The 21,236-nt window shown below is 70.3% G+C and carries 15 protein-coding genes and 2 pseudogenes; 16 read left to right on the forward strand and 1 reads right to left on the reverse strand.

The features are described 5' to 3' along the window. A pseudogene (locus tag ABZS54_RS30460) lies at positions 1-253 on the reverse strand (hypothetical protein); the annotation flags it as partial. 260 nt (positions 254-513) lie between these two features. Here ABZS54_RS30460 and ABZS54_RS30465 point away from each other — a divergent pair. From ABZS54_RS30465 to rpmA, 16 genes and pseudogenes are all read left to right on the forward strand, one after another. Continuing rightward, positions 514-3,147 carry a valine--tRNA ligase gene (locus tag ABZS54_RS30465; protein WP_355543158.1) on the forward strand — a complete coding sequence of 878 codons (2,634 nt, stop codon included), beginning with the start codon at positions 514-516 and terminating at the stop codon, positions 3,145-3,147. 104 nt (positions 3,148-3,251) lie between these two features. After that, complete coding sequence (locus ABZS54_RS30470) at positions 3,252-4,691, forward strand: folylpolyglutamate synthase/dihydrofolate synthase family protein (RefSeq protein WP_355543161.1); 1,440 nt, start codon at positions 3,252-3,254, stop codon at positions 4,689-4,691. Between the two features lie 2 nt (positions 4,692-4,693). Then, positions 4,694-5,029: a DUF4233 domain-containing protein gene (locus ABZS54_RS30475; RefSeq protein ID WP_355543164.1), complete on the forward strand. Its 336-nt coding sequence runs from the start codon at positions 4,694-4,696 to the stop codon at positions 5,027-5,029. A gap of 118 nt (positions 5,030-5,147) precedes the next feature. Further along, positions 5,148-5,558, forward strand: coding sequence for a nucleoside-diphosphate kinase (gene ndk / locus ABZS54_RS30480; protein WP_355543167.1), 411 nt, complete (start codon positions 5,148-5,150; stop codon positions 5,556-5,558). A gap of 416 nt (positions 5,559-5,974) precedes the next feature. Next, entirely contained in the window at positions 5,975-6,994 is a 1,020-nt protein-coding gene (locus tag ABZS54_RS30485; RefSeq protein WP_355543206.1) for a rod shape-determining protein, read from the forward strand. Positions 6,995-7,106: 112 nt separating this feature from the next. Next, a complete protein-coding gene (gene mreC, locus ABZS54_RS30490) occupies positions 7,107-8,177 on the forward strand; it encodes a rod shape-determining protein MreC (RefSeq protein ID WP_355543170.1) in 1,071 nt (356 codons plus the stop codon). Positions 8,178-8,181: 4 nt separating this feature from the next. Then, positions 8,182-8,688: pseudogene (gene mreD / locus ABZS54_RS30495) on the forward strand (rod shape-determining protein MreD); the annotation flags it as partial. Between the two features lie 37 nt (positions 8,689-8,725). Next, positions 8,726-10,972, forward strand: a complete 2,247-nt coding sequence (gene mrdA, locus ABZS54_RS30500) for a penicillin-binding protein 2 (RefSeq protein WP_355543173.1) — start codon at positions 8,726-8,728, stop codon at positions 10,970-10,972. A 68-nt stretch (positions 10,973-11,040) separates the two neighbouring features. Beyond that, positions 11,041-12,219 carry a rod shape-determining protein RodA gene (gene rodA, locus ABZS54_RS30505; RefSeq protein WP_355543209.1) on the forward strand — a complete coding sequence of 393 codons (1,179 nt, stop codon included), beginning with the start codon at positions 11,041-11,043 and terminating at the stop codon, positions 12,217-12,219. Positions 12,220-12,358: 139 nt separating this feature from the next. Next, on the forward strand, positions 12,359-14,299 hold the full coding sequence (locus ABZS54_RS30510) for a TIGR03960 family B12-binding radical SAM protein (RefSeq protein ID WP_355543176.1): 1,941 nt from the start codon (positions 12,359-12,361) through the stop codon (positions 14,297-14,299). A 246-nt stretch (positions 14,300-14,545) separates the two neighbouring features. Continuing rightward, complete coding sequence (locus ABZS54_RS30515; RefSeq protein WP_355543179.1) at positions 14,546-14,686, forward strand: hypothetical protein; 141 nt, start codon at positions 14,546-14,548, stop codon at positions 14,684-14,686. A gap of 182 nt (positions 14,687-14,868) precedes the next feature. Next, a complete protein-coding gene (locus ABZS54_RS30520; protein WP_355543182.1) occupies positions 14,869-15,705 on the forward strand; it encodes a hypothetical protein in 837 nt (278 codons plus the stop codon). Between the two features lie 71 nt (positions 15,706-15,776). After that, on the forward strand, positions 15,777-16,646 hold the full coding sequence (locus ABZS54_RS30525; protein WP_355543212.1) for a TIGR03936 family radical SAM-associated protein: 870 nt from the start codon (positions 15,777-15,779) through the stop codon (positions 16,644-16,646). Between the two features lie 203 nt (positions 16,647-16,849). Next, positions 16,850-20,347, forward strand: a complete 3,498-nt coding sequence (locus tag ABZS54_RS30530) for an Rne/Rng family ribonuclease (protein ID WP_355543185.1) — start codon at positions 16,850-16,852, stop codon at positions 20,345-20,347. 209 nt (positions 20,348-20,556) lie between these two features. Further along, entirely contained in the window at positions 20,557-20,871 is a 315-nt protein-coding gene (gene rplU, locus ABZS54_RS30535; protein ID WP_026218258.1) for a 50S ribosomal protein L21, read from the forward strand. Between the two features lie 11 nt (positions 20,872-20,882). Then, positions 20,883-21,137, forward strand: a complete 255-nt coding sequence (gene rpmA / locus ABZS54_RS30540) for a 50S ribosomal protein L27 (protein WP_355543188.1) — start codon at positions 20,883-20,885, stop codon at positions 21,135-21,137. Positions 21,138-21,236 lie beyond the last annotated feature (99 nt).

A 21,236-nucleotide genomic window follows, 5' to 3' on the forward strand; every position in this document is an offset into this window, starting at 1 on the left:
GCCGCCCGGACGGGCCCGACGTCGACGGCGCGGTCGACTGGGCCTTGCCGGTCGGCACGTCCGCCGGCCGTGTCACGGCCGCGGTCGCACCGGGGTCGACCGGCGGGGCCGTCGCGGCGGTCGCAGGGCCGCTGCCGTCGGCCTTGTCGTCCTTGGCCTGACAACCCGTCAGTACGGTTGTCCCGAGCACCGAGACGGTGACGGCGGCGAACAGGGTGCGGGTGCCGGCACGAGTGTGAGTGCGAGTGCGCACGAAAATCCCCCCGGATTCACGAATTCACGAATACGGGTCCGCCCCGACCCTCCGACCGATGCCCCCATCGTCGGAATCCGGATACGGCCCATGGCGCAAACTAGCGGTACCCGACACCCGGCAGGGTCGCGGTGACACCACGGTGACAAGGGCGGGACGCCACCGGCGACAAGCGGTCGGACCGGGCCGTCCCCGAGGCCGCCGGCCGCCCCGCCGCCGGCGCGTCGAAGGCGCCCGCGAGCCTTCCGTAGACTGGGGCGGTGACCGAGAACACCACTCCCGCAGCCGCTGCCGCCGAGCAGCCGCAGGCCCTTCCCTCCCAGTACACCCCCGCCGAGGTAGAGGGGAAGCTGTACGAGCGCTGGGTAGCCGCGGGTTGGTTCGAGGCCGACGCCAAGAGCGACAAGCCGCCGTACACGATCGTCATCCCGCCGCCGAACGTCACCGGACAGCTGCACCTGGGCCACGCGTTCCAGCACACGCTGATGGACGCGCTCACCCGCCGCAAGCGCATGCAGGGCTTCGAGGCGCTGTGGCTGCCCGGTATGGACCACGCCGGCATCGCCACCCAGAACGTGGTCGAGCGCGAGCTGGCCAAGGAGGGCAAGTCGCGGCACGACCTGGGCCGCGAGGAGTTCGTGGACCGGGTCTGGCAGTGGAAGGAAGAGTACGGCGGCAGGATCCTCGGCCAGATGCGTCGCCTCGGCGACGGCGTGGACTGGTCGCGTGAGCGCTTCACCATGGACGAGGGCCTGTCCCAGGCCGTGCAGACCATCTTCAAGCGGCTCTACGACGACGAGTTGATCTACCGCGCCGAGCGGATCATCAACTGGTGCCCGCGCTGTCTGACCGCGATCTCCGACATCGAGGTCGAGCACCAGGACGACGACGGCGAACTGATCTCGATCCGCTACGGCGACGGCGACGACGCGATCGTGGTGGCCACCACGCGCGCCGAGACCATGCTCGGCGACACCGCCGTCGCGGTGCACCCGAGCGACGAGCGGTACGCGCACATGGTCGGCACCGAGATCGAACTGCCGCTCACCGGGCGGCGGATCCCGATCGTGGCGGACGAGCACGTGGACCCCGAGTTCGGCACCGGCGCGGTCAAGGTGACCCCGGCGCACGACCCGAACGACTTCGAGATCGGCCGTCGGCACAACCTGCCGATGCCCTCGGTCATGAACGAGCGGGCGATCATCACGGTGCACGGCCCGTTCGAGGGCCTGGACCGCTACGAGGCGCGTTTCGCGATCGTGGCCGCGCTGCGCGAGCAGGGTCGGATCGTCGCCGAGAAGCGCCCGTACACGCACGCGGTCGGGCACTGCTCGCGCTGCAAGACCACGGTCGAGCCGCGACTGTCGATGCAGTGGTGGGTCAGGGTCGAGCCGCTGGCAAGGGCCGCCGGCGACGCGGTGCGCGACGGCCGGGTGGCCATCCACCCGCAGGAGCTGGCCGGGCGCTACTTCGGCTGGGTCGACAACATGCACGACTGGTGCATCTCGCGGCAGCTGTGGTGGGGCCACCGGATTCCGGTCTGGTACGGCCCGAACGGCGAGACGATCTGCGTGGGCCCGAACGACGAGGCGCCCACCGGCGAGGGCTGGACGCAGGACACCGACGTGCTCGACACGTGGTTCTCCTCCGCGCTGTGGCCGTTCTCCACGCTGGGCTGGCCCGAACAGACCGCCGACCTGGCCAAGTTCTATCCGACCGACGTGCTGCTCACCGGGCACGACATCATCTTCTTCTGGGTCGCCCGGATGATGATGTTCGGGCTGTACGCGATGGACGGGCAGGCGCCGTTCCACACCATCACGCTCACCGGCCTGGTCCGCGACCAGTTCGGCAAGAAGATGTCCAAGTCGTTCGGCAACGTGGTCGACCCGATCGACTGGATGGACGCGTACGGCACCGACGCGCTGCGCTTCACCCTGGCCCGCGGCGCCAACCCGGGCACCGATGTGCCGATCGGCGAGGACTGGGTCCAGGGCTCGCGCAACTTCTGCAACAAGATCTGGAACGCCACCCGGTTCGCGCTGATGAACGGCGCCACCGTCGAGGGCCCGATGCCGGCCGCCGAGCAGCTGTCGGCGACCGACCGCTGGATCCTGTCCCGGCTGGACGCGGTCGTGGCCGAGGTGGACGCGTACTACGAGGACTACCAGTTCGCCAAGCTCTCCGACACGCTGTTCCACTTCGCCTGGGACGAGGTGTTCGACTGGTACGTCGAACTGGCCAAGCTGCCGCTGAACGGCGACGACGAGGCCGCCGCACAGGCCACCCGGCGGGTCCTGGGCCACGTGCTGGACGTGACGCTGCGACTGCTGCACCCGATCGTGCCGTTCGTGACCGAGGAGCTGTGGACCACGCTCACCGGCGGCGAGTCGCTGGTGGTCGCCCAGTGGCCGACCCCGAGCGGGTTCGCCGACCCGGCCGCCGAGGCCGAGATCACCACGCTCCAGCAGGTGATCACCGAGGTTCGCCGGTTCCGCTCGGACCAGGGCCTCAAGCCCGGTCAGCGGGTGCCGGCCAACATCTCGCTCGCGGGCACCGCGATCGCCGCGCACGAGGCGGCGCTTCGTCAGCTGGCCCGCTGCACGCCGGCCGGCGAGGGCTTCACGGCGACCACGTCCTTCCCGGTCGCGGGCGCCGTGATCGAGCTGGACCTGTCCGGCGCGATCGACTTCGCCGCCGAGCGCAAGCGCCTGTCCAAGGACCTGGCCGAGGCGGAGAAGGTCCGCGACGTGAATACCAAGAAGCTCGGCAACGCGGGCTTCCTGGCCAAGGCCGCCCCCGATGTGGTGGACAAGGTCCGGGACAAGCTGACCGGCGCCGAGGCCGACATCGAACGCATCAAGGGCCAGCTGGACCGGCTGCCCACCGCCTGACCCGACCGGCCGCGCGGCCCGGGCACACCCACCCGGGTCGCGCGGGCGGCCACCCCTCAAGCAACCCCAGCTCCCGCAGAACTCGATCAGAACCGGTGACACCTGTGACAGACCCCGCCGAGGCACTGGCCGCACAGCGCGCCGTCGAGGCCGAGCTGATCGGGCGCTGGCCCGAGACGAAGCTCGACCCGTCCACCGACCGCGTGGTCGCGCTGATGGACGTCCTCGGCGAACCCCAGCGGGCGTACCCGGTCATCCACATCACCGGCACCAACGGCAAGACCAGCACCGCCCGGATGATCGAGGCGCTGCTGCGCGCCTTCCAACTGCGCACCGGCCGCTACACCAGCCCGCACGTGGAGTCGATGACCGAGCGGATCAGCCTGGACGGCGAGCCGATCGACGCCGAGCGGTTCGTCGAGACCTACCGCGACATCGAGCCCTACATCGACATCGTCGACGCCGCCCAGCCGCACCGACTGTCCTTCTTCGAGGTGCTCACCGCGATGGCGTACGCGGCGTTCGCCGACGCGCCGGTGGACGTCGCGGTGGTCGAGGTCGGCATGGGCGGCACGTGGGACGCGACCAACGTGGTCGACGGCACGGTCGCCGTGGTCACCCCGATCGCGGTGGACCACGCCGCCCGCCTGGGCGGCACGCCCGGCGAGATCGCGGTGGAGAAGGCCGGGATCATCAAGAAGGACAGCCTGGTCGTGCTGGCGCAGCAGCCGGTGGACGCGGCCGAGGCGCTGATCCGGCGCGCGGTCGAGGTGGACGCGACGGTGGCTCGCGAGGGCATGGAGTTCGGCGTGGTCCGGCGCGACCTGGCGGTCGGCGGCCAGTTGCTCACCCTGCGCGGCCTGGCGGGGGAGTACGACGACGTCTTCCTGCCGCTGCACGGCAGCCACCAGGCGCACAACGCCGCGGTCGCGCTGGCCGCGGTGGAGGCGTTCCTGGGCGTCGGCGTGGCCGACCGTCCCGGGCTCACCAGTGGCGGCGCGCTGAACGCCGACCTGGTCCGCGAGGCGTTCGCGTCGGTTACCTCGCCGGGTCGGCTCGAGATCGTCCGGCGCAGCCCCACCGTCCTGATCGACGCCGCGCACAACCCCGCCGGCGCCCTGGCCGCCGCTCAGGCGATGACCGATTCGTTCGACTTCCGGCACCTGGTCGGGGTGATCGGCGTGATGGGCGACAAGGACGTCCGGGGTGTTCTCGAAGCGCTCGAACCGGTGCTCGCCGAGGTAGTGGTGACGCAGAACTCGCAGCCGCGCGCGATGCCGGTCGACGAACTCGCCGCGCTCGCGGTCGAGGTGTTCGGCGCGGACCGGGTCGAGGTGCAGCCGAGCCTGCCGGACGCCATCGAGGCCGCCGTCACGCTCGCCGAGGAGGAGGGCGACCTCGGCGGCGCGGGCGTGCTGATCACGGGCTCCGTGGTCACCGTCGGCGAGGCCCGCGTGCTTCTCAAGGGCGGTGAACCGGGCGCGGGCCCGGGCACCGGCCCGGCCGGCGGGAGCGGCGGCAACCGCAACGGAAGGGACGCCTGAGCATGCGCGCGCTGTGTTCGACCCACCTGATCGGCCAAGCCCTGGTGATCTGTCTCGCCGCGCTGGTGGCGATGCAACTCACCGACATCTCCACCGGCGTGTTGTGGGCGGTCGCCGGACCGTCCGCCCTCGTGTGCGTCTTGCTGTGCGCCAAGCTCGGCCGGCCGTGGGCCATCACCGCGGGCTGGGTGCTCCAACTCGGCCTGTTCCTGACCGGTTTCGTGGTCCCGATGATGTTCCTGATCGGCGTGGTGTTCGCCGCGATCTGGTATGGCTGCGTCCGCGTCGGGCGAGTCATCGACGCCGCCAAGGCGGCCCGGACGGCCACCGCGGGCTGAGTCGCGACATACGGCCGAAAGGTCGACGCGTTACCCCGGATAGGCTCAGGGCGTTGACCGTTCGTCGGGTCGCAAGTGCGTACCCGTACCCCCTCTTCGAGGAAGCAAGGAGCCAAACGTGTCCGAGCGCACGCTCGTCCTGGTCAAGCCGGACGGAGTCCGGCGCGGTCTCGTCGGCGAGGTCATCGGCCGCATCGAGCGCAAGGGCTTCACCCTGGCCGCGCTCGACCTGCGGGTGATGGATCGCGAGACGATCGAGCGGCACTACGCCGAACACGAGGGCAAGCCGTTCTACGCTCCGCTCGTGGAGTTCATGACCTCGGCCCCCTCCGTGGCGCTGATCGTCGAAGGCGAGCGGGTGATCGAGTCCTTCCGCGTGCTCGCCGGCGTCACCGACCCGATCAAGGCGCTGCCGGGCACCATTCGCGGCGACTTCGCCACGATCACCCGGGAGAACATCGTGCACGGCTCCGACTCGTCGGAATCCGCCGAGCGCGAGATCAAGAACTTCTTCCCCGAACACGCCTGACGATCCGGTCGCGGCGCCCGGTGCGCCGCGCCGGATCGATCGGTGATCCCCGCCGTGACGATCCCCGAAGGCCGCGCGACGCGCGCGGGCTGCGCGGGGGATCAATTTTTTCGCGACCACACCATGCGGGACTCCGCGCGACCCGCCGGGGTGCCTCAACGGGCCCCGACCGTGCGCTGTTAGAGGGAAATCCCTCCACTTGCCGCGCGTGGCACGCAACCCCTTGCCCCGTGATCACGTCATGGTGGATGGAGGGTGCAGCCGTGCCCCGGTACGTCGCGGTTTTGCCGCTGGTACACCGTGCCTACGATTGTGGTCGGTCGATCCGGCGTTCTTGGTACGACGTCCCTCGGCCGGCTCATGTCCTCATGGCTACGAGCTCGGGAAGGCCCTAGGTTCTTTATATGGCGAACAACTTGTCGTTCATCGGTCGTGACATGGCGGTCGACCTCGGTACGGCCAACACGCTGGTGTACGTCAGAGGCCGCGGCATCGTGCTGAACGAGCCGTCGGTGGTCGCCAAGAACACCACTACCGGGGGCATCCTGGCGGTGGGCGCCGAGGCGAAGAAGATGATCGGCCGCACGCCCGGCAACATCGTGGCGATCCGGCCGCTGAAGGACGGCGTGATCGCCGACTTCGAGATCACCGAGCGCATGTTGCGCTACTTCATTCTCAAGGTGCACCGTCGTCGCTACCTGGCCCGTCCGCGCGTGGTGATCTGCGTGCCCTCGGGCATCACCGGTGTCGAGCGCCGCGCCGTGGTCGAGGCGTCCAGCCAGGCCGGGGCGCGCAGCGTGCACATCATCGAGGAGCCGATGGCCGCCGCGATCGGCGCCGGTCTGCCGGTGCACGAGGCGACCGGCAACATGGTCGTCGACATCGGTGGCGGCACCACCGAGGTCGCGGTGATCTCGCTCGGCGGCATCGTCACCGCCCAGTCGATCCGGGTGGCCGGCGACGAGTTGGACAACGCGATCATCGGCTACGTCAAGAAGGAGTACTCGCTGCTCCTGGGCGAGCGCAGTGCCGAGGAAATCAAGATGTCGATCGGCTCGGCCTTCGACCTCGGTGAGGACGAGCACAGCGAGATTCGTGGCCGCGACCTGGTCAGCGGCCTGCCCAAGACGATCGTGATCTCCACCTCGGAGGTCCGCAAGGCGATCGAGGAACCGGTCAACACCATCGTGGACGCGGTCAAGAGCACGCTCGACCAGTGTCCGCCCGAACTCGCCGGCGACGTGATGGATCGTGGCATCGTGCTCACCGGCGGCGGCGCCCTGCTGCGCGGCCTCGACGAGCGACTGCGCACCGAGACCGGGATGCCGATCCACATCGCCGACAACCCGTTGGACTCGGTGGCTCTGGGCGCGGGCAAGTGCGTCGAGGAGTACGAGAAGCTCCAGCAGGTATTGGACGCCCAACCGCGCCGCTGACCGAGGACGCGGGGGCGGTCGCTCGGATCGCCGCCCACCGCGTTCGGCCCGGCACGGCCGAACACCACAACTGCCCAAGCGCCGCAACGTACGAAAGGGGCGGGCGCGCATCGTGAGGGACTCCCGGCACGGTCGGCTGGTCCTCGTGCTGCTGCTAGCGATCTCTTTCGCCCTCATCACCGTGGACATCCGCGGTGGCCGGAACTCGCCCATCGCGAACGTCCGCGATTGGGCCTCGGCCGTGTTCGGTCCCGCCGAACGCGGCGTGTCCGCCGCAGTGGACCCCGTCGGCCGGGCCGTGAACGCGGTCAAGGACGCGGGATCCCACGAGGGCGAGAAGAAGCGCCTGCAGGACGAGAACGCCAAGCTTCGTCAACAGGTGGACAACATCGAGTTCGACCGCAACCGTGCGGCCGAATTGGACAAACTGCTCAAGGTCTCCTCGGCCGGGCAGTACAAGATCAAGCCCGCGCGAGTGGTCGCCGTCGGGCCCGCGCAGGGCTTTTCCTGGACGGTCACCATCGACGCGGGCGCGGGCGACGGCATCAAGCCGGACATGACCGTGGTCAACGGCGACGGACTGGTCGGCCGGGTGACCCATGTGGGTCCGATGACCGCGACCGTGCTGCTCGCCACCGACCCCGGATTCGCGGTCGGCTCGCGACTGGCGGGATCGATGGAAATAGGGATCACCTCCGGCCGCGGCGACAAGCCGATGAACCTCAAGCTGCTCAACGGCCAGGCCAACGTCAAGAAGGGCGACCGGCTGGTGACGTTCGGCTCGCAGGGCGGCAAGCCGTTCGTGGCGGGCGTGCCGGTGGGCGAGGTCGCCGAGGTGCGCAACACCCCGGGAGAACTCACCCGCAGCGTCGAGGTGAAGTCGTACGTGCACTTCTCCAGCCTGGACACGGTGGGCGTGGTGATCGAGCCGCCGCGCACCGATCCGCGCGACGCGGTGCTGCCGCCGCTCGCCCAGGAGGTCGCCGCGCCACCGAGTACTCCGCCGGCCCCGCCGGCCCCACCCGTGTCGCCCACCGCCACCGAGCCGCCCAAGGGCACCACGGCCGCCAGGCCACCCGCCGGCGGCACCCGGAGCAACAACGCGAACGCGGCCGACCCCGGCGCCGACGGCCGCCGCAAGCCGCCGCCCGGCGGCACGACCCCACCGACCGGAAGGGACTGAGACGGTGCGGATCTCCCGCGTGTTCTATGCCGCGCTGCTGATCGTCGTCGCGCTCGTCGTCCAGGTGAGCGTGCTCGCCCGGCTCGGTCTGCCCGGCGCGGTGCCGGACCTGCTGCTCCTGGTGGTGGTCGGGCTCGCGCTGACCTACGGGCCGACCTCCGGCTGCGTGATCGGCTTCGCGGCCGGCCTGTGCGCGGACCTCGCACCGCCCGCGGACCACGCGGCGGGCCGATACGCGTTCGTGCTGTGCCTGACCGGGTACGTCGCCGGCCTGTTCGTCTCGCGCAGCCCCAGACGCTCGGTGCTCGCGCCGATCGCCGTGGTCGCGATCGCCGCGGCGGCCAGCACCGTGCTGTACGCGGCGGTCGGTGCGCTGGTCGGCGACGGCGCGGTGCACCAGGTGGGGCTGACCAAGCTGCTGCTGACGGCCGTTGTCTACGACGCGATCCTGGCGCCGTTCGTGGTGCCGTGGGTGATGGCGCCGGCCCGCAAGGTGGATCCGAAACCGATGCTCTCGGGCCTGTCCCGGTAGGGGGTGAACGCCCAAGATGCGTAAACGGATGCCGAGCCTGCTCAACGCCGGTCGCTCCAAGGGAGACGGCGCACACAGGGTGCGTGCCCGGATGGTGATCCTGCAGATCCTGGTTCTGTCGCTGATGATCACCCTCTTCGGCCGGTTGTGGTACCTGCAGATCCGCGAGGGCGACCACTACGCTGCGGCCGCGTCGCAGAACCAGGTCCGGGACGTGGTGACCCCGGCGGTACGCGGCCAGATCCTCGACGACCAGGGCCGCCCGCTGGTCAACAACCGCACCGCGCTCGTGGTCTCGGTCAGCCGCACCGAACTGCTGCGGATGCCCGACTCCGGCGTCGGGGTGCTGACCAAGCTGGCCGAGGTGCTGCAACTGCCCGCCGACGAGGTCAAGGCGCGCACCCGGCTGTGTGAGCGCAACGTGCCCAAGCCGTGCTGGAACGGCTCGCCGTACCAGCCGATCCCGGTCACCGACAACGCCACCACCGAGCAGGCGCTGACCATCATGGAGCACCGCGAGGACTTTCCCGGGGTGACCGCCGAGCCCACCGCGGTGCGCCAGTATCCGGCGCCCGAGGGAGTCAACGGCGCACACATCGTGGGCTATCTCTCGCCGGTCTCCGACGACGAGTTGAGCAAGCAGAAGGCGGAGGGGAAGAAGGACCTCCAGCGTGCCGACGAGGTCGGCCGCAGCGGTCTCGAGCGCAGCTACGACGCGGACCTGCGCGGTAAGTCCGGGGTCACCGGGCTGTCCGTGGACCACCTCGGTCGGGTCACCGGCACCGTCTCGGAGACCCCACCGGTGGCCGGGAACCACCTGGTGACCAGCATCGACGCGAAGATCCAGGCGATCACCGAGCAGCAGCTCGACGAGGCGATGAAGCGGGCCCGGGCGACCTTCGACGCGGGCAACACGCACAAGAACTTCATCGCCGACGCGGGTGCGGCCGTGGTGATGGACATCAAGACCGGCCGGGTGATCGCGATGGCCAGCGCGCCCAACTACGACCCGTCGGTCTGGGTGGGCGGCATCTCGCCGCAGGACTACAAGGCGCTCACCGACGAGAAGGCCGGTGTGCCGCTGGTGTCCCGGGCCATACAGGGTCAGTTCGCACCGGGCTCGATCTTCAAGGTGATCTCCACTTCGGCCGCGGCCGAGTCGGGCTACTCCACCAAGGCCAACTACGACTGCTCGCCGAGCATCTCGGTCGGCGGCCAGACCTTCAACAACCTGGAGTCCAGGGGCTACGGCCCGATCTCGCTCCAGCGCGCCCTGGAGGTCTCCTGCAACACCGTCTTCTACGGCATCGGCTACGACATGTGGCTCAAGGACGGCGGGATCTTCGGCAAGAACCCCAGGGACCCGATGGTCACCATGGCCAAGAACTACGGCCTGGGCGCCCCCACCGGCATCGACCTGCCCGGCGAGTCCGGCGGCCGGATCGCCGACCGGGCCTGGAAGAAGCGCAACTGGGAGCAGAACAAGGACGCGTGGTGCAAGCAGGGCAACACCGGCAACGAGTACGCGGACAAGATCGCCAAGGAGAACTGCGTCGACGGCTGGCAGTTCCGCGCCGGTGACGCGATCAACTTCGCGATCGGCCAGGGCGACACCACGGTCACCCCGTTGCAGATGGCCCGGGTGTACGCGGCGATCGCCAACGGCGGCACGTTGTGGAAGCCGACCCTCGGCAAGGCCGTGGTCAGCCCGAGCGGCAAGCTCGTGCGCGAGATCCAGCCACAGTCGTCGGGCAGGCTGCCGATAAGCGACGCCACGCTCAAGTACCTGCAGAACGCGCTGATCGGCGTCGAGATGAACGGCACCGCGTCCGGCGTGTTCGCCAACTGGCCGAACGCACAGATGCCGATAGCGGCCAAGACCGGCACCGGATCGGTGTACGGAAAGCAGAGCACGTCCTGGTTCGCCACCTACGGCGGTCCCAAGGACGGCCCGCAGTACGCCGTGGTGATGATGGTCAGCCAGGGCGGCACCGGCTCCGGCACCTCGGGTCCGTCCGTGCGCAAGATCTACGAGGCGATGCTCGGCGTCGACGACAAGGGCGCGATCGACCCGGCCAGGGCGCTGCTGCCCGCCCCGCCCGCGGGGCTGCCACACGTCAAGGAGGACGGCACGGTCGTGCCCGCCTCCTACATGCTGCCGCCGCGTCCCGGCGGCACCGACACCCCAAGCACTACCGCGCCGACCGCGCTCGGGGCACTGCCGCCCGATCGTGTGGTCTACCGGACGGGGAGAGGGACATGAGCCTGAGACTGCGACCCGCCTCGCGGGTGGCCGGATTCGGTACGCCGGACCTGGGCCGACTCGCACCGGTGTTCACTCCGCGCCGGTCGATCACCCGGCAGATCATCCAGCGCGACGCTCCCGTGCGCCGGTTGGACTGGATACTCCTGGGGCCCGCGCTCGCGCTGTCCGTGGTGGGTTCCCTGCTGGTGTGGTCCGCGACCCGCAATCGGCGCGGACTCACCGGCGGGGATCCGCAGTTCTTCTTCAAGCGGCACCTGCTCAATCTGGTCATCGGGCTGGTCCTGGCCACGGTGGTGGCGATAATCGGCCATCGTCGGATAAGGGCGTTCGCGCCGTTCATCGGGATCGCCGCGGTGCTCGGCCTGATGGCCGCGCTCAGTCCGCTGGGCAGCACGATCAACGGTCAGCGGGCCTGGATCCAGTTGGGCGCGGGCTTCTCGGTGCAGCCCGCCGAGTTGGCCAAGATCGCGATCATCTTGTGCATGGGGATGCTCCTGTCCGAACGCGTGGACACCGGGGACCTGGCCAGGCCCGGCGACAAGGCCGTCTTCTGGTCGCTGGTGGTGGCCGGGGCGCCGATGGCGGTGATCATGCTGATGCCCGACCTCGGCTCGGTCATGGTGCTGGCGATGATCGTGCTCGGGGTGCTGCTCGCGTCCGGCGCGCGGGCGCGCTGGATGGTCGCGCTGATCGCGATGGCCGCCGCCGGTGCGGTCGCGGTCGTGCACCTCGGGCTGCTCAGCGAGTACCAGATCGACCGGTTCCGGGCCTTCGCCAATCCGGACTTCGATCCGGGCGGTGTCGGCTACAACACCGCGATGGCCCGACTGGCGATCGGCTCGGGCGGGCTCCTGGGCAAGGGACTGTTCCATGGCGAGCAGACCAGCGGCCAGTACGTGCCCGAACAGCAGACCGACTTCGTCTTCTCGGTGGCCGGCGAGGAACTGGGCTTCGTCGGTTGCTCTGTGATCATCGCGCTGTTCGGGATCCTGCTGTGGCGCGGAATCCGGATCGCGCTGCATGCCGACGACCTGTACGGCACCGTGGTCGCGGCCGGCGTGGTCGCGTGGTTCGCCTTCCAGGCGTTCGAGAACGTCGGGATGAACCTGGGCATCATGCCGGTGGCCGGACTGCCGCTGCCGTTCGTCTCCTACGGCGGCTCCTCGATGTTCGCGATCTGGATGGGGATAGGGCTGTTGCAGTCGGTGCACATGCGACATGCCGGCGCCTTCAAATCCGCCTGATCGGACCCGGCGGTCGCGTCGCGCCGGCACCGGACACTCGCCGCGGGCGGGCCGCCGGCGCGGATCTCGGTAGGGGGTCCGTCCGCTTCGCGTTAGGCTGGGAGGTCGATCCCCCTCCCAGCCCATCGGAAGGACCGCCATGCCCGTCGAGTCCCTGTTCCCGCGTCTGGAGCCGCTTCTGCCCCAGGTGCAGAAGCCCATCCAGTACGTCGGTGGCGAACTCAACTCGACCGTCAAGGACTGGGACGCGTGTGCGGTCCGCTGGGCACTGATGTACCCGGACGCCTACGAGGTCGGCCTGCCCAATCAGGGCGTGATGATCCTGTACGAGGTCCTCAACGAGGTCGCCGACGTGCTCGCGGAGCGCACCTACGCGGTGTGGGGCGACCTGGAAAAGCTGATGCGCGAGCACGACGTGCCGCAGTTCACCGTGGACGGACACCGGCCCGTCGGTGCGTTCGACGTGTTCGGACTGAGCTTCTCCACCGAGCTGGGTTACACGAACATGCTCAACGCGCTCGACCTGGCCGGCATCCCGATCGAGGCGAAGGATCGCACCGAGGATCACCCGATCGTGCTTGCCGGCGGACACGCCGCGTTCAACCCCGAGCCGATCGCGGACTTCATCGACTGCGCCGTGGTCGGCGACGGCGAGCAGGCCGTGCTCCAGATCACCGACATCATCCGGGCCTGGAAGGCCGAGGGCCGGCCGGGCGGTCGGGACGAACTGCTCTTCCGTCTCGCCGTCACCGGCAGCGTCTACGTGCCGCGCTTCTACGACGTGGACTACCTCGAGGACGGTCGGATCCAGCGGGTCGCGCCGAACCGCTCGGGCGTGCCGTGGCGGGTGTCCAAGCACACCGTGATGGACCTCGACGAGTGGCCCTACCCCAAGCAGCCGCTGGTCCCGCTCGCCGAGACGGTGCACGAGCGCATGTCGGTGGAGATCTTCCGCGGCTGCACCCGCGGCTGCCGGTTCTGCCAGGCCGGCATGATCACCCGGCCGGTGCGCGAGCGCAGCATCGAGGGCATCGGTGCGATGGTGGACAAGGGCCTGAAGGCGACCGGCTTCGAGGAGGTCGGCCTGCTGTCGTTGTCCTCCGCCGACCACACCGAGATCGCCGAGGTGGCCAAGGGCCTGGCGGACCGGTACACGGACGACAAGATCGGCCTGTCGCTGCCGTCCACCCGGGTGGACGCGTTCAATATCGACCTGGCCAACGAGCTGACCCGCAATGGTCGCCGCTCGGGTCTGACCTTCGCGCCCGAGGGCGGCAGCGAGCGGCTGCGCAAGGTGATCAACAAGATGGTGTCCGAGGAGGACCTCATCCGCACGGTTGCCACCGCGTACGGCAACGGCTGGCGCCAGGTGAAGCTCTACTTCATGGTCGGCCTGCCCACCGAGACCGACGAGGATGTGCTGCAGATCGCGGACATGGCCAAGAAGGTCATCCAAAAGGGCCGCGAGGTCTCCGGGAGCCGCGATATCCGCTGCACGGTGTCCATCGGCGGTTTCGTGCCCAAGCCGCACACCCCCTTCCAGTGGGCCCCGCAGTTGGACCCCGCGGCCACCGACGCGCGGCTGCACAAGCTGCGTGACGCGATCCGCGCGGACCGGCAGTACGGCAAGTCGATCGGCTTCCGCTACCACGACGGCAAGCCGGGCGCGATCGAGGGCCTGCTGTCCCGCGGCGACCGCCGGATCGGTCGGGTCATCCGCGCGGTCTGGGAGGACGGCGGCCGATTCGACGGCTGGAGCGAGCACTTCAGCTACGACCGCTGGGTGCGCTGCGCGGACAAGGCGCTGGCCGACGAGCCGGTGGACCTGGACTGGTACACCACGCGCGAGCGCGAGTGGAACGAGGTGCTCCCGTGGGACCACCTGGACTCCGGCCTGGACAAGGACTGGCTGTGGGAGGACTGGCAGGACGCCCTCGACGAGACCGAGGTCGACGACTGCCGCTGGAGCCCGTGCTTCGACTGCGGCGTGTGTCCGCAGATGGGCACGGAGATCCAGATCGGCCCCACGGGCCAGAAGCTGCTGCCGTTGTCGGTAAAGCAACCAGCCACCCAGCACTGAGGACGTCAAACCCACTGCGGACTTCGAACTGGGCGACTCTTCACGGTGGTTGCCACAGGTCCCGAGCGTTCCGCAGAGCGAACCGCCGACTCCGGCAAGCCCGAGTAGTGCCCCCCGGGGGGCGATGGCCGAGAGAGAGGCCGAAGTCCGGTGCAGGCGCGGCCAGTACGTGGCCGCGCCCGCACCGTCGCGGAGGGCGCTGCCGGACCGATCCATCAACAGGTGCCGCGTTGCCGGGGGTCGGACGTGATCGAGCATCCGGACGGGATCCGCTACCGGGTGCGCCGGTGGTGGCTGGTGTCGTCCGTGTGGCGGGAGATCGAGACCGCCTACGAGCCTGGCGTGCGCAAGGTGAGCCGCCGCGCGAACAACACGTGGTCACCGTGACTCCTGAGGGCTGTGGGCGTGGCTCGAAGGAGCGAACGGCCGGGTGCACGTGGGTGCGATGACCGGATGGCCCGGCCGGAGCAGCGTGCGAGACCGAGCGTCGTCAGGTAGTCGGATCATCACGCAAAGCAGCGTTCGTGGTCCCGCTCCCTTGCCGCGGGCGGGGCCACTAATCTTCCCGGGTGAATGCAAACGGGGACCAACCGGATCGGGTGCCGTGGACGCCATCGACCCACAACAACCCACCGGGCGCACCGGGCGCACCGGGCGCGCCCGAACCGCCGGCGTGGCAGCAGCACGCCGAACTCCCGCACCCACGCGCCGCCGGCGGCCCCGAACCGGGTGAGGGCTGCCTGTACGCGGTGGTGCGCCGGCTCGCCCGGATCATCGCGCTGATCGTCGTGGTGCCGCTGCGCCTGCTGTGGGAGCTGCTGCGACTGATCGGCAGGGGGATCAAATTCCTGTTCTGGGACTGGTTCCTGCATCCGATCCTCAAGGGCCTGAAGATCCTGCTGTGGGACTGGTTCCTGTACCCGGTGCTGCGCTTCGTCGCCCGCTACATCCTGGTTCCGATCGGCAACGCCATCGCGTGGGTCGTCGTCCACGTGATCGCCCGACCGCTCGCATTTCTGTTCGGACACCTCCTGTACAAGCCCGCCGTGTTGCTGTGGCGGTACGTGTTGCGCCCGGTCGGGCGCGCGACGCTCCAGGCGCTGCGGTTCGCGTGGGAGGTGTCCACCGCCGTATTCAACTTCCTGATCGTCCGGCCGCTGTCCTGGCTGTGGCGGGCCGTGCTGGTCCCGATCGGCCGCGGCATCGCGGTGGTCTGGCACCACCTGGTCGTGCTGCCGGTGTCCTGGGCCTGGCGCAACGTGCTCGCGCCGATCGGCAGGGCCATCCGCGCCGTCTGGCGATTCGCGGTCGTGGCCCCGCTGCGCTGGGTGGGTCGCAACGTGCTCCGGCCGATCGGTCGGGCCGCCGCGGAGGTGCTGCGGGCCCTCGGAGTCGGGGGGCGCTGACCCGACCCGCCCGATGGCCGTACGCTTGGATCGACTACTGCCCACCCACTTGAGCCAAGGACTGAGCGAAACTGGCACGACGTACGCCCGAGGGACCGCCGCCCGCGCCGACGGTCCAGCGACTGCGGCTCCGGTACACCAAGCGCGGCCGCCTCAGGTTCACCAGCCACCGGGATTTCCAGCGCGCGTTCGAGCGGGCTCTGCGTCGGGCCGAAGTGCCGATGGCCTACTCCGCCGGTTTCACCCCCCACCCCAAGGTGTCCTACGCGGGAGCGGCGCCCACCGGCGTCGCCAGCGAGGCCGAGTATCTCGAGATCGGCGTGGCCACGCACTGTGACCCGGCGCGTCTGCGAGACCTGCTCGACGCGTCCTTGCCGACCGGTCTCGACGTGCTCGAGATCGTCGAGGCGCACGGCGGCAACCTGCCCGAACGCCTGGAGGCGTCGGTCTGGGAGCTCGTCCTCGCGGGCGTCACACGCGAGGAGGCCGAGCGCGCGGTCGGCGTGTTCCTGGCCGCCGAGACCGTCGAGGTCCAGCGGATGAGCAAGAACGGAATGCGCACATTCGACGCCCGTGAGGCGGTGATCGCGCTGACCGTCACCACCCCCGACGGGAACGACGCAGGTCACCAGGGTGTCGATGCGGAGAGCCCCGCACCCTGTGCGATACTGCGATTGGTTGTCCGGCACACCACACCCGCCGTTCGACCCGACGACGTTCTGTCCGGTCTTCGCATGGTCGCCGAACTTGTTACGCCCACCGCCGCCGCGGTCACCCGCCTGGCGCAGGGGCCGCTCGACACCGCGACCGATTCGGTGACCGACCCGCTCGCGCCCGACCGCGCAGCATCGGCGGTGGAGCACACCTCGCAGGGGGGCGAGGAACTCCGGACCGGCCCGCAGGGCGGTGCAGAACCCGTCGTCGAAGCCTCGAATCGGTGACGACCGGGTACACGAGGCCCAAGGCTTGAATTTCCGACAGACTTATCGCCCGGTCACGGCCGCAAGGTCGGGACCGGCGAGTGAGAGAGAAGCTTCCGCGCGGCGCCCTGCGTTGGAGCGCCCGGAAGCGTGACGGGAGACAGACCCGCATGCTCGACACCGAGCCCAACGACACGCCTGAGACATCAGGTACACCCGGGGTTGTGAACTCCGGTACTTCCGACAACGACAACAGCACCAAGGACGACACGGCCACGACGCCGGCCCCCCGCCGCCGTCGCCGCGCCGCCAGTCGTCCCGCAGGACCGCCGAGCGTGCCCTCTGCCGAGGCCGCGCCGGTTCCGGCTGCCGTGACACCCGAGGTTCCCGCGCCCTCCGACGAGGAGGAGCCGGAGGCCGAGGAGGCCGCAGTGGTCGAGACAACCCCCGAGCCCGAACCCGAGCCGGAGGCCCCGCGACGTGCGCGGCGCACCCGCAAGCGGGTGACCGCGCCGGTCACCGACACGGCCGAGGTCGCGTCCGCACCGGTGGAGGCTGCCGAGCCCGCACCGGCGGCGGCCGAGCCCGAGCCCGAGCCGGAGGAGGCACCCCGGCGCGTCCGGCGCACCCGCAAGCGGGCGGCGGTCGCTCCCGAGGCGACCCCGGACGAGGTCGTGCCGGAGCCGGTGCAGGCCGAGATCGCGCAGCCCGAGACCGCGGCCGAGCCGGCCGAGGAGGCCCCGCGGCGGACCCGGCGTACCCGCAAGCGCGCGGTGCCCGCGGCCGACGCGATCGAGGAGACCCCTGTCGCCGAGGCCGAGCCGGTCGCCGAGACCGCGCCCGAGCCGGAGCCCGAGGCCGCACCCGAGCCGCGGACCCGCAGCGGCCGCAAGACGCCGCCGCCGGTGTTCCAGCCGCTGTTCCAGGCCCCGCAGGCCGCCGTCTTCGCCGCGCCCCAGCGCGCGGTCGAGCCGACCCCGGCGCCGACCCCGACACCGGCCGTCGCCGAGCCGGAGACCCGGACCGAGCCCGACGAGCCGCGCGGTCGGCGTCGCCGGCGGCGCGCGCTGCCGGTGGACGAGGTGCACACGGCCGCCGAGGCCGAACCGCAGGACTCGCGCTACCAGGACGAGCAGGAGCGGCATGTGGGCCGCTCGGTCGCCGCGACCGAGCAGCCCGAGCCGGCGGAGGAGCCTGAGGGCTCCGACACGCACGAGGACGACACCGAGGGCGAGCGCCCGACCCGGCGTCGTCGGCGCGGTGGCCGTCGGCGTCGCGGCCGCGGTGACGACGGTGGCGAGGACAACGGCTCGGATGAGGACGGCGAGCACCAGGCCGAAGGCGTCGGCGACGGTCCGGACGACGACGAGGACATCGACGAGCCGGGTGACCCCGGGGCGACCACCAGCAGCCGGCGTCGGCGTCGGCGCCGCCGCCGTGACGGTGCCGGCGACGAGCCTGCCGCCGAGCCGCAGGACGACCCCGAGCGCACCGTGGTCAAGGTCCGCGAGCCGCGCAAGCGCGAGGCGCTCGCCGAAAGCCCCACCGACGAGGTGCAGGGTGTCAAGGGCTCGACCCGCCTGGAGGCCAAGAAGCAGCGCCGCCGCGAGGGGCGCGAGCAGGGCCGTCGGCGTGTGCCGATCATCACCGAGTCGGAATTCCTGGCCCGCCGCGAGGCGGTCGAGCGCGTGATGGTCGTGCGCCAGAACGGCGAGCGCACCCAGATCGGCGTGCTCGAGGACGACGTGCTCGTCGAGCACTACGTCAGTCGCAGCCAGGACACCCAGTCCGCGTACGTCGGCAACGTCTACCTGGGCAAGGTCCAGAACGTGCTGCCGTCGATGGAGGCCGCCTTCGTCGACATCGGCAAGGGCCGCAACGCGGTGCTGTACGCCGGCGAGGTCAACTTCGAGGCGGCGGGCTTCAGCGGCCCGCGCCGGATCGAGGCCGTGCTCAAGCCCGGCCAGTCGGTCCTGGTGCAGGTCACCAAGGATCCGATCGGCCACAAGGGCGCCCGGCTGACCAGCCAGGTCTCGCTGCCCGGTCGTTACCTGGTCTACGTGCCCGAGGGCACCATGACCGGGATCAGCCGCAAGCTCCCGGACACCGAGCGGGCGCGGCTGAAGACCATCCTCAAGAAGATCGTGCCGGAGAACGCGGGCGTCATCGTGCGCACCGCCGCCGAGGGCGCGACCGAGGAGGACCTGACCCGCGACGTGACGCGGCTGCAGGCCCAGTGGGAAGAGATCAAGAAGAAGTCCAAGATGATCACGACCAGTTCGCCCTCGCTGCTGTACGGCGAGCCGGACATGACGGTTCGGGTCATCCGCGACATCTTCAACGAGGACTTCTCGAAGCTGATCGTCTCGGGCGACGAGGCGTGGGACGTCATCCACGACTACGTCGGCCACGTGGCCCCCGACTTGGCCCCGCGCCTGTCCCGGTGGACCAGCGAGGTGGACGTCTTCGCGACGTACCGCATCGACGAGCAGCTGATGAAGGCGCTGGATCGCAAGGTCTGGCTGCCCAGCGGCGGCTCGCTGGTGATCGACCGCACCGAGGCGATGGTCGTGGTCGACGTCAACACCGGGAAGTTCACCGGTCAGGGCGGCAACCTCGAGGAGACCGTCACCCGCAACAACCTGGAGGCGGCCGAGGAGATCGTCCGCCAGCTCCGGCTGCGCGACCTCGGCGGCATCATCGTCGTCGACTTCATCGACATGGTCCTGGAGGGCAACCGCGACCTCGTGCTGCGGCGCCTGATGGAGTGCCTGGGCCGGGACCGGACCAAGCACCAGGTCGCCGAGGTCACCTCGCTCGGCCTGGTCCAGATGACCCGCAAGCGGGTCGGCCAGGGTCTGCTCGAAGCCTTCTCGGAGAACTGCGAGCGGTGCAACGGGCGCGGCGTGATCGTGCACATGGACGCGCCGGAGACCAAGGGTCACGGCAACGGCGGTCAAAGCCACGGCGGCAATGGCAGCCCCGCCGGTTCCGGGCGACGCAAGCGCAACAAGGGCAACGCCGACAAGAACGGCAGCGGGCCGATCACCGAGATCGTCGACACCGACGAATCGCTCGACCTGGACGGGCCGGTGCTCGAAGACGTCGCGGCGGACACCGAACTGCCCGAGGTCGCCGCCGTCGGCTCGGTCGAGCCGGTCGAGGTCGCCGAGGCGATCGAGACCGTGGAGACCGTCGAGGTCGCCGTCGAGCCGGAGCCGGCCCCGCCGGTCGAGGCCGAGGTGGTCGCCGAGGCACCGGCCGAGGAGACCCCGGTGGTCGAGGCCGAGCCGGTCGAGGCCGTCGAGGCCCCGGCGCCGGCCAAGCGGGTGCGCAAGGCCGCCGCCAAGAAGACGGTCGCCAAGAAGGCCGCGGCCAAGACCGCCGCACCGGCGAAGAAGACCGCCGCCGCCAAGACGCCGCGCAAGTCGGCCAAGAAGGTCGCCGCCGAGGCGGCCGAGGCAGCGGCGGCGAGCGAGGCACCGGCCGAGCCGGTCGCCGAGCCGGCGCCGAAGGCAGCCAGGTCGACCCGGGCCACCAAGGCTGCGGCCAAGGCCCGGGCCGCCGCCGAGGTCCCGGCCGAGGCGGAGGCCGAGCCGGCCAAGCCCGCCAAGGCCGCTGCCAAGCCGCGCAAGACGTCGCGGCGGGCGACTCGCCCCGCCGGTCCGCCGGAGGGCGCCGTGGACGGCGCCGAGCCGGTTTCGGCGGCGAGCGGAACCTGAGTCACGACGGGTCCGTCCCGGGGTCGAACCCCGGGACGGACCCGTTTGGCCTTCGCCCCCGGGCATCCTGTAACCTTTGCCCTTGGTGTGCTTAGGCACAGGCTCCTGAGCAACCACCCTTCGGAACGCAAGCTTCGGAGGAGGCCCCCGATTTCTGTTCGGTGTGGCTGGCTTCAGGGGCTCGGACCCTGCAGAGAGAGAGATCCACGGTGTACGCGATCGTTCGCGCCGGTGGCAGGCAGCACAAGGTTGCCGTCGGTGACGTCGTCCAGGTCGACCGCATTCGCGGTGCGGCCGGTTCGGCAGTTGAGCTCCAGGCCATCCTCGTCGTAGACGGTGAAGCCGTGACGAGTGACCCGTGGGTCCTCGCGGGTGTGAAGGTGACGGCCGAGGTCGTCGATCACACCAAGGGCAAGAAGATCGACATTCTGAAGTACAAGAACAAGACCGGTTACCGCAAGCGCATGGGTCACCGCCAGCAGCACACCCAGCTGAAGATCACCGGCATCAACTCCGGGAAGTAGGGAGAAGCGACATGGCACACAAGAAGGGTGCATCTTCCACCCGGAACGGCCGTGACTCGAACGCTCAGCGCCTCGGCGTCAAGCGCTTCGGCGGCCAGGTCGTCAACGCCGGCGAGATCATCGTCCGCCAGCGCGGTACGCACTTCCACCCCGGCACCAACGTCGGCCGCGGTGGCGACGACACGCTGTTCGCGTTGTCGGCCGGTGCCGTGCAGTTCGGCACCGCGCGCGGTCGCCGCGTCGTGAACATCGTCCCGGCGCAATAATCACGCCGCGGCATTCGCTTTGACATCCGAGGGCGGACCCCATGCGGTCCGCCCTCGGTTGTTTGTCCACAGTGTTTCGCTCCCCGCTCGGGGAGCCGA

The organism is Embleya sp. NPDC005575, assembly GCF_040605455.1.
Lineage (GTDB): Bacteria > Actinomycetota > Actinomycetes > Streptomycetales > Streptomycetaceae > Embleya.

What these genes read in the sequence shown, in the direction of transcription:
- rpmA (WP_355543188.1), top strand. Translation starts at nt 20,883, where the DNA reads ATGGCACACAAGAAGGGTGCATCTTCCACCCGGAACGGCCGTGACTCG.
- ABZS54_RS30475 (WP_355543164.1), top strand. Translation starts at nt 4,694, where the DNA reads ATGCGCGCGCTGTGTTCGACCCACCTGATCGGCCAAGCCCTGGTGATC.
- mrdA (WP_355543173.1), top strand. Translation starts at nt 8,726, where the DNA reads ATGCGTAAACGGATGCCGAGCCTGCTCAACGCCGGTCGCTCCAAGGGA.
- ABZS54_RS30510 (WP_355543176.1), top strand. Translation starts at nt 12,359, where the DNA reads ATGCCCGTCGAGTCCCTGTTCCCGCGTCTGGAGCCGCTTCTGCCCCAG.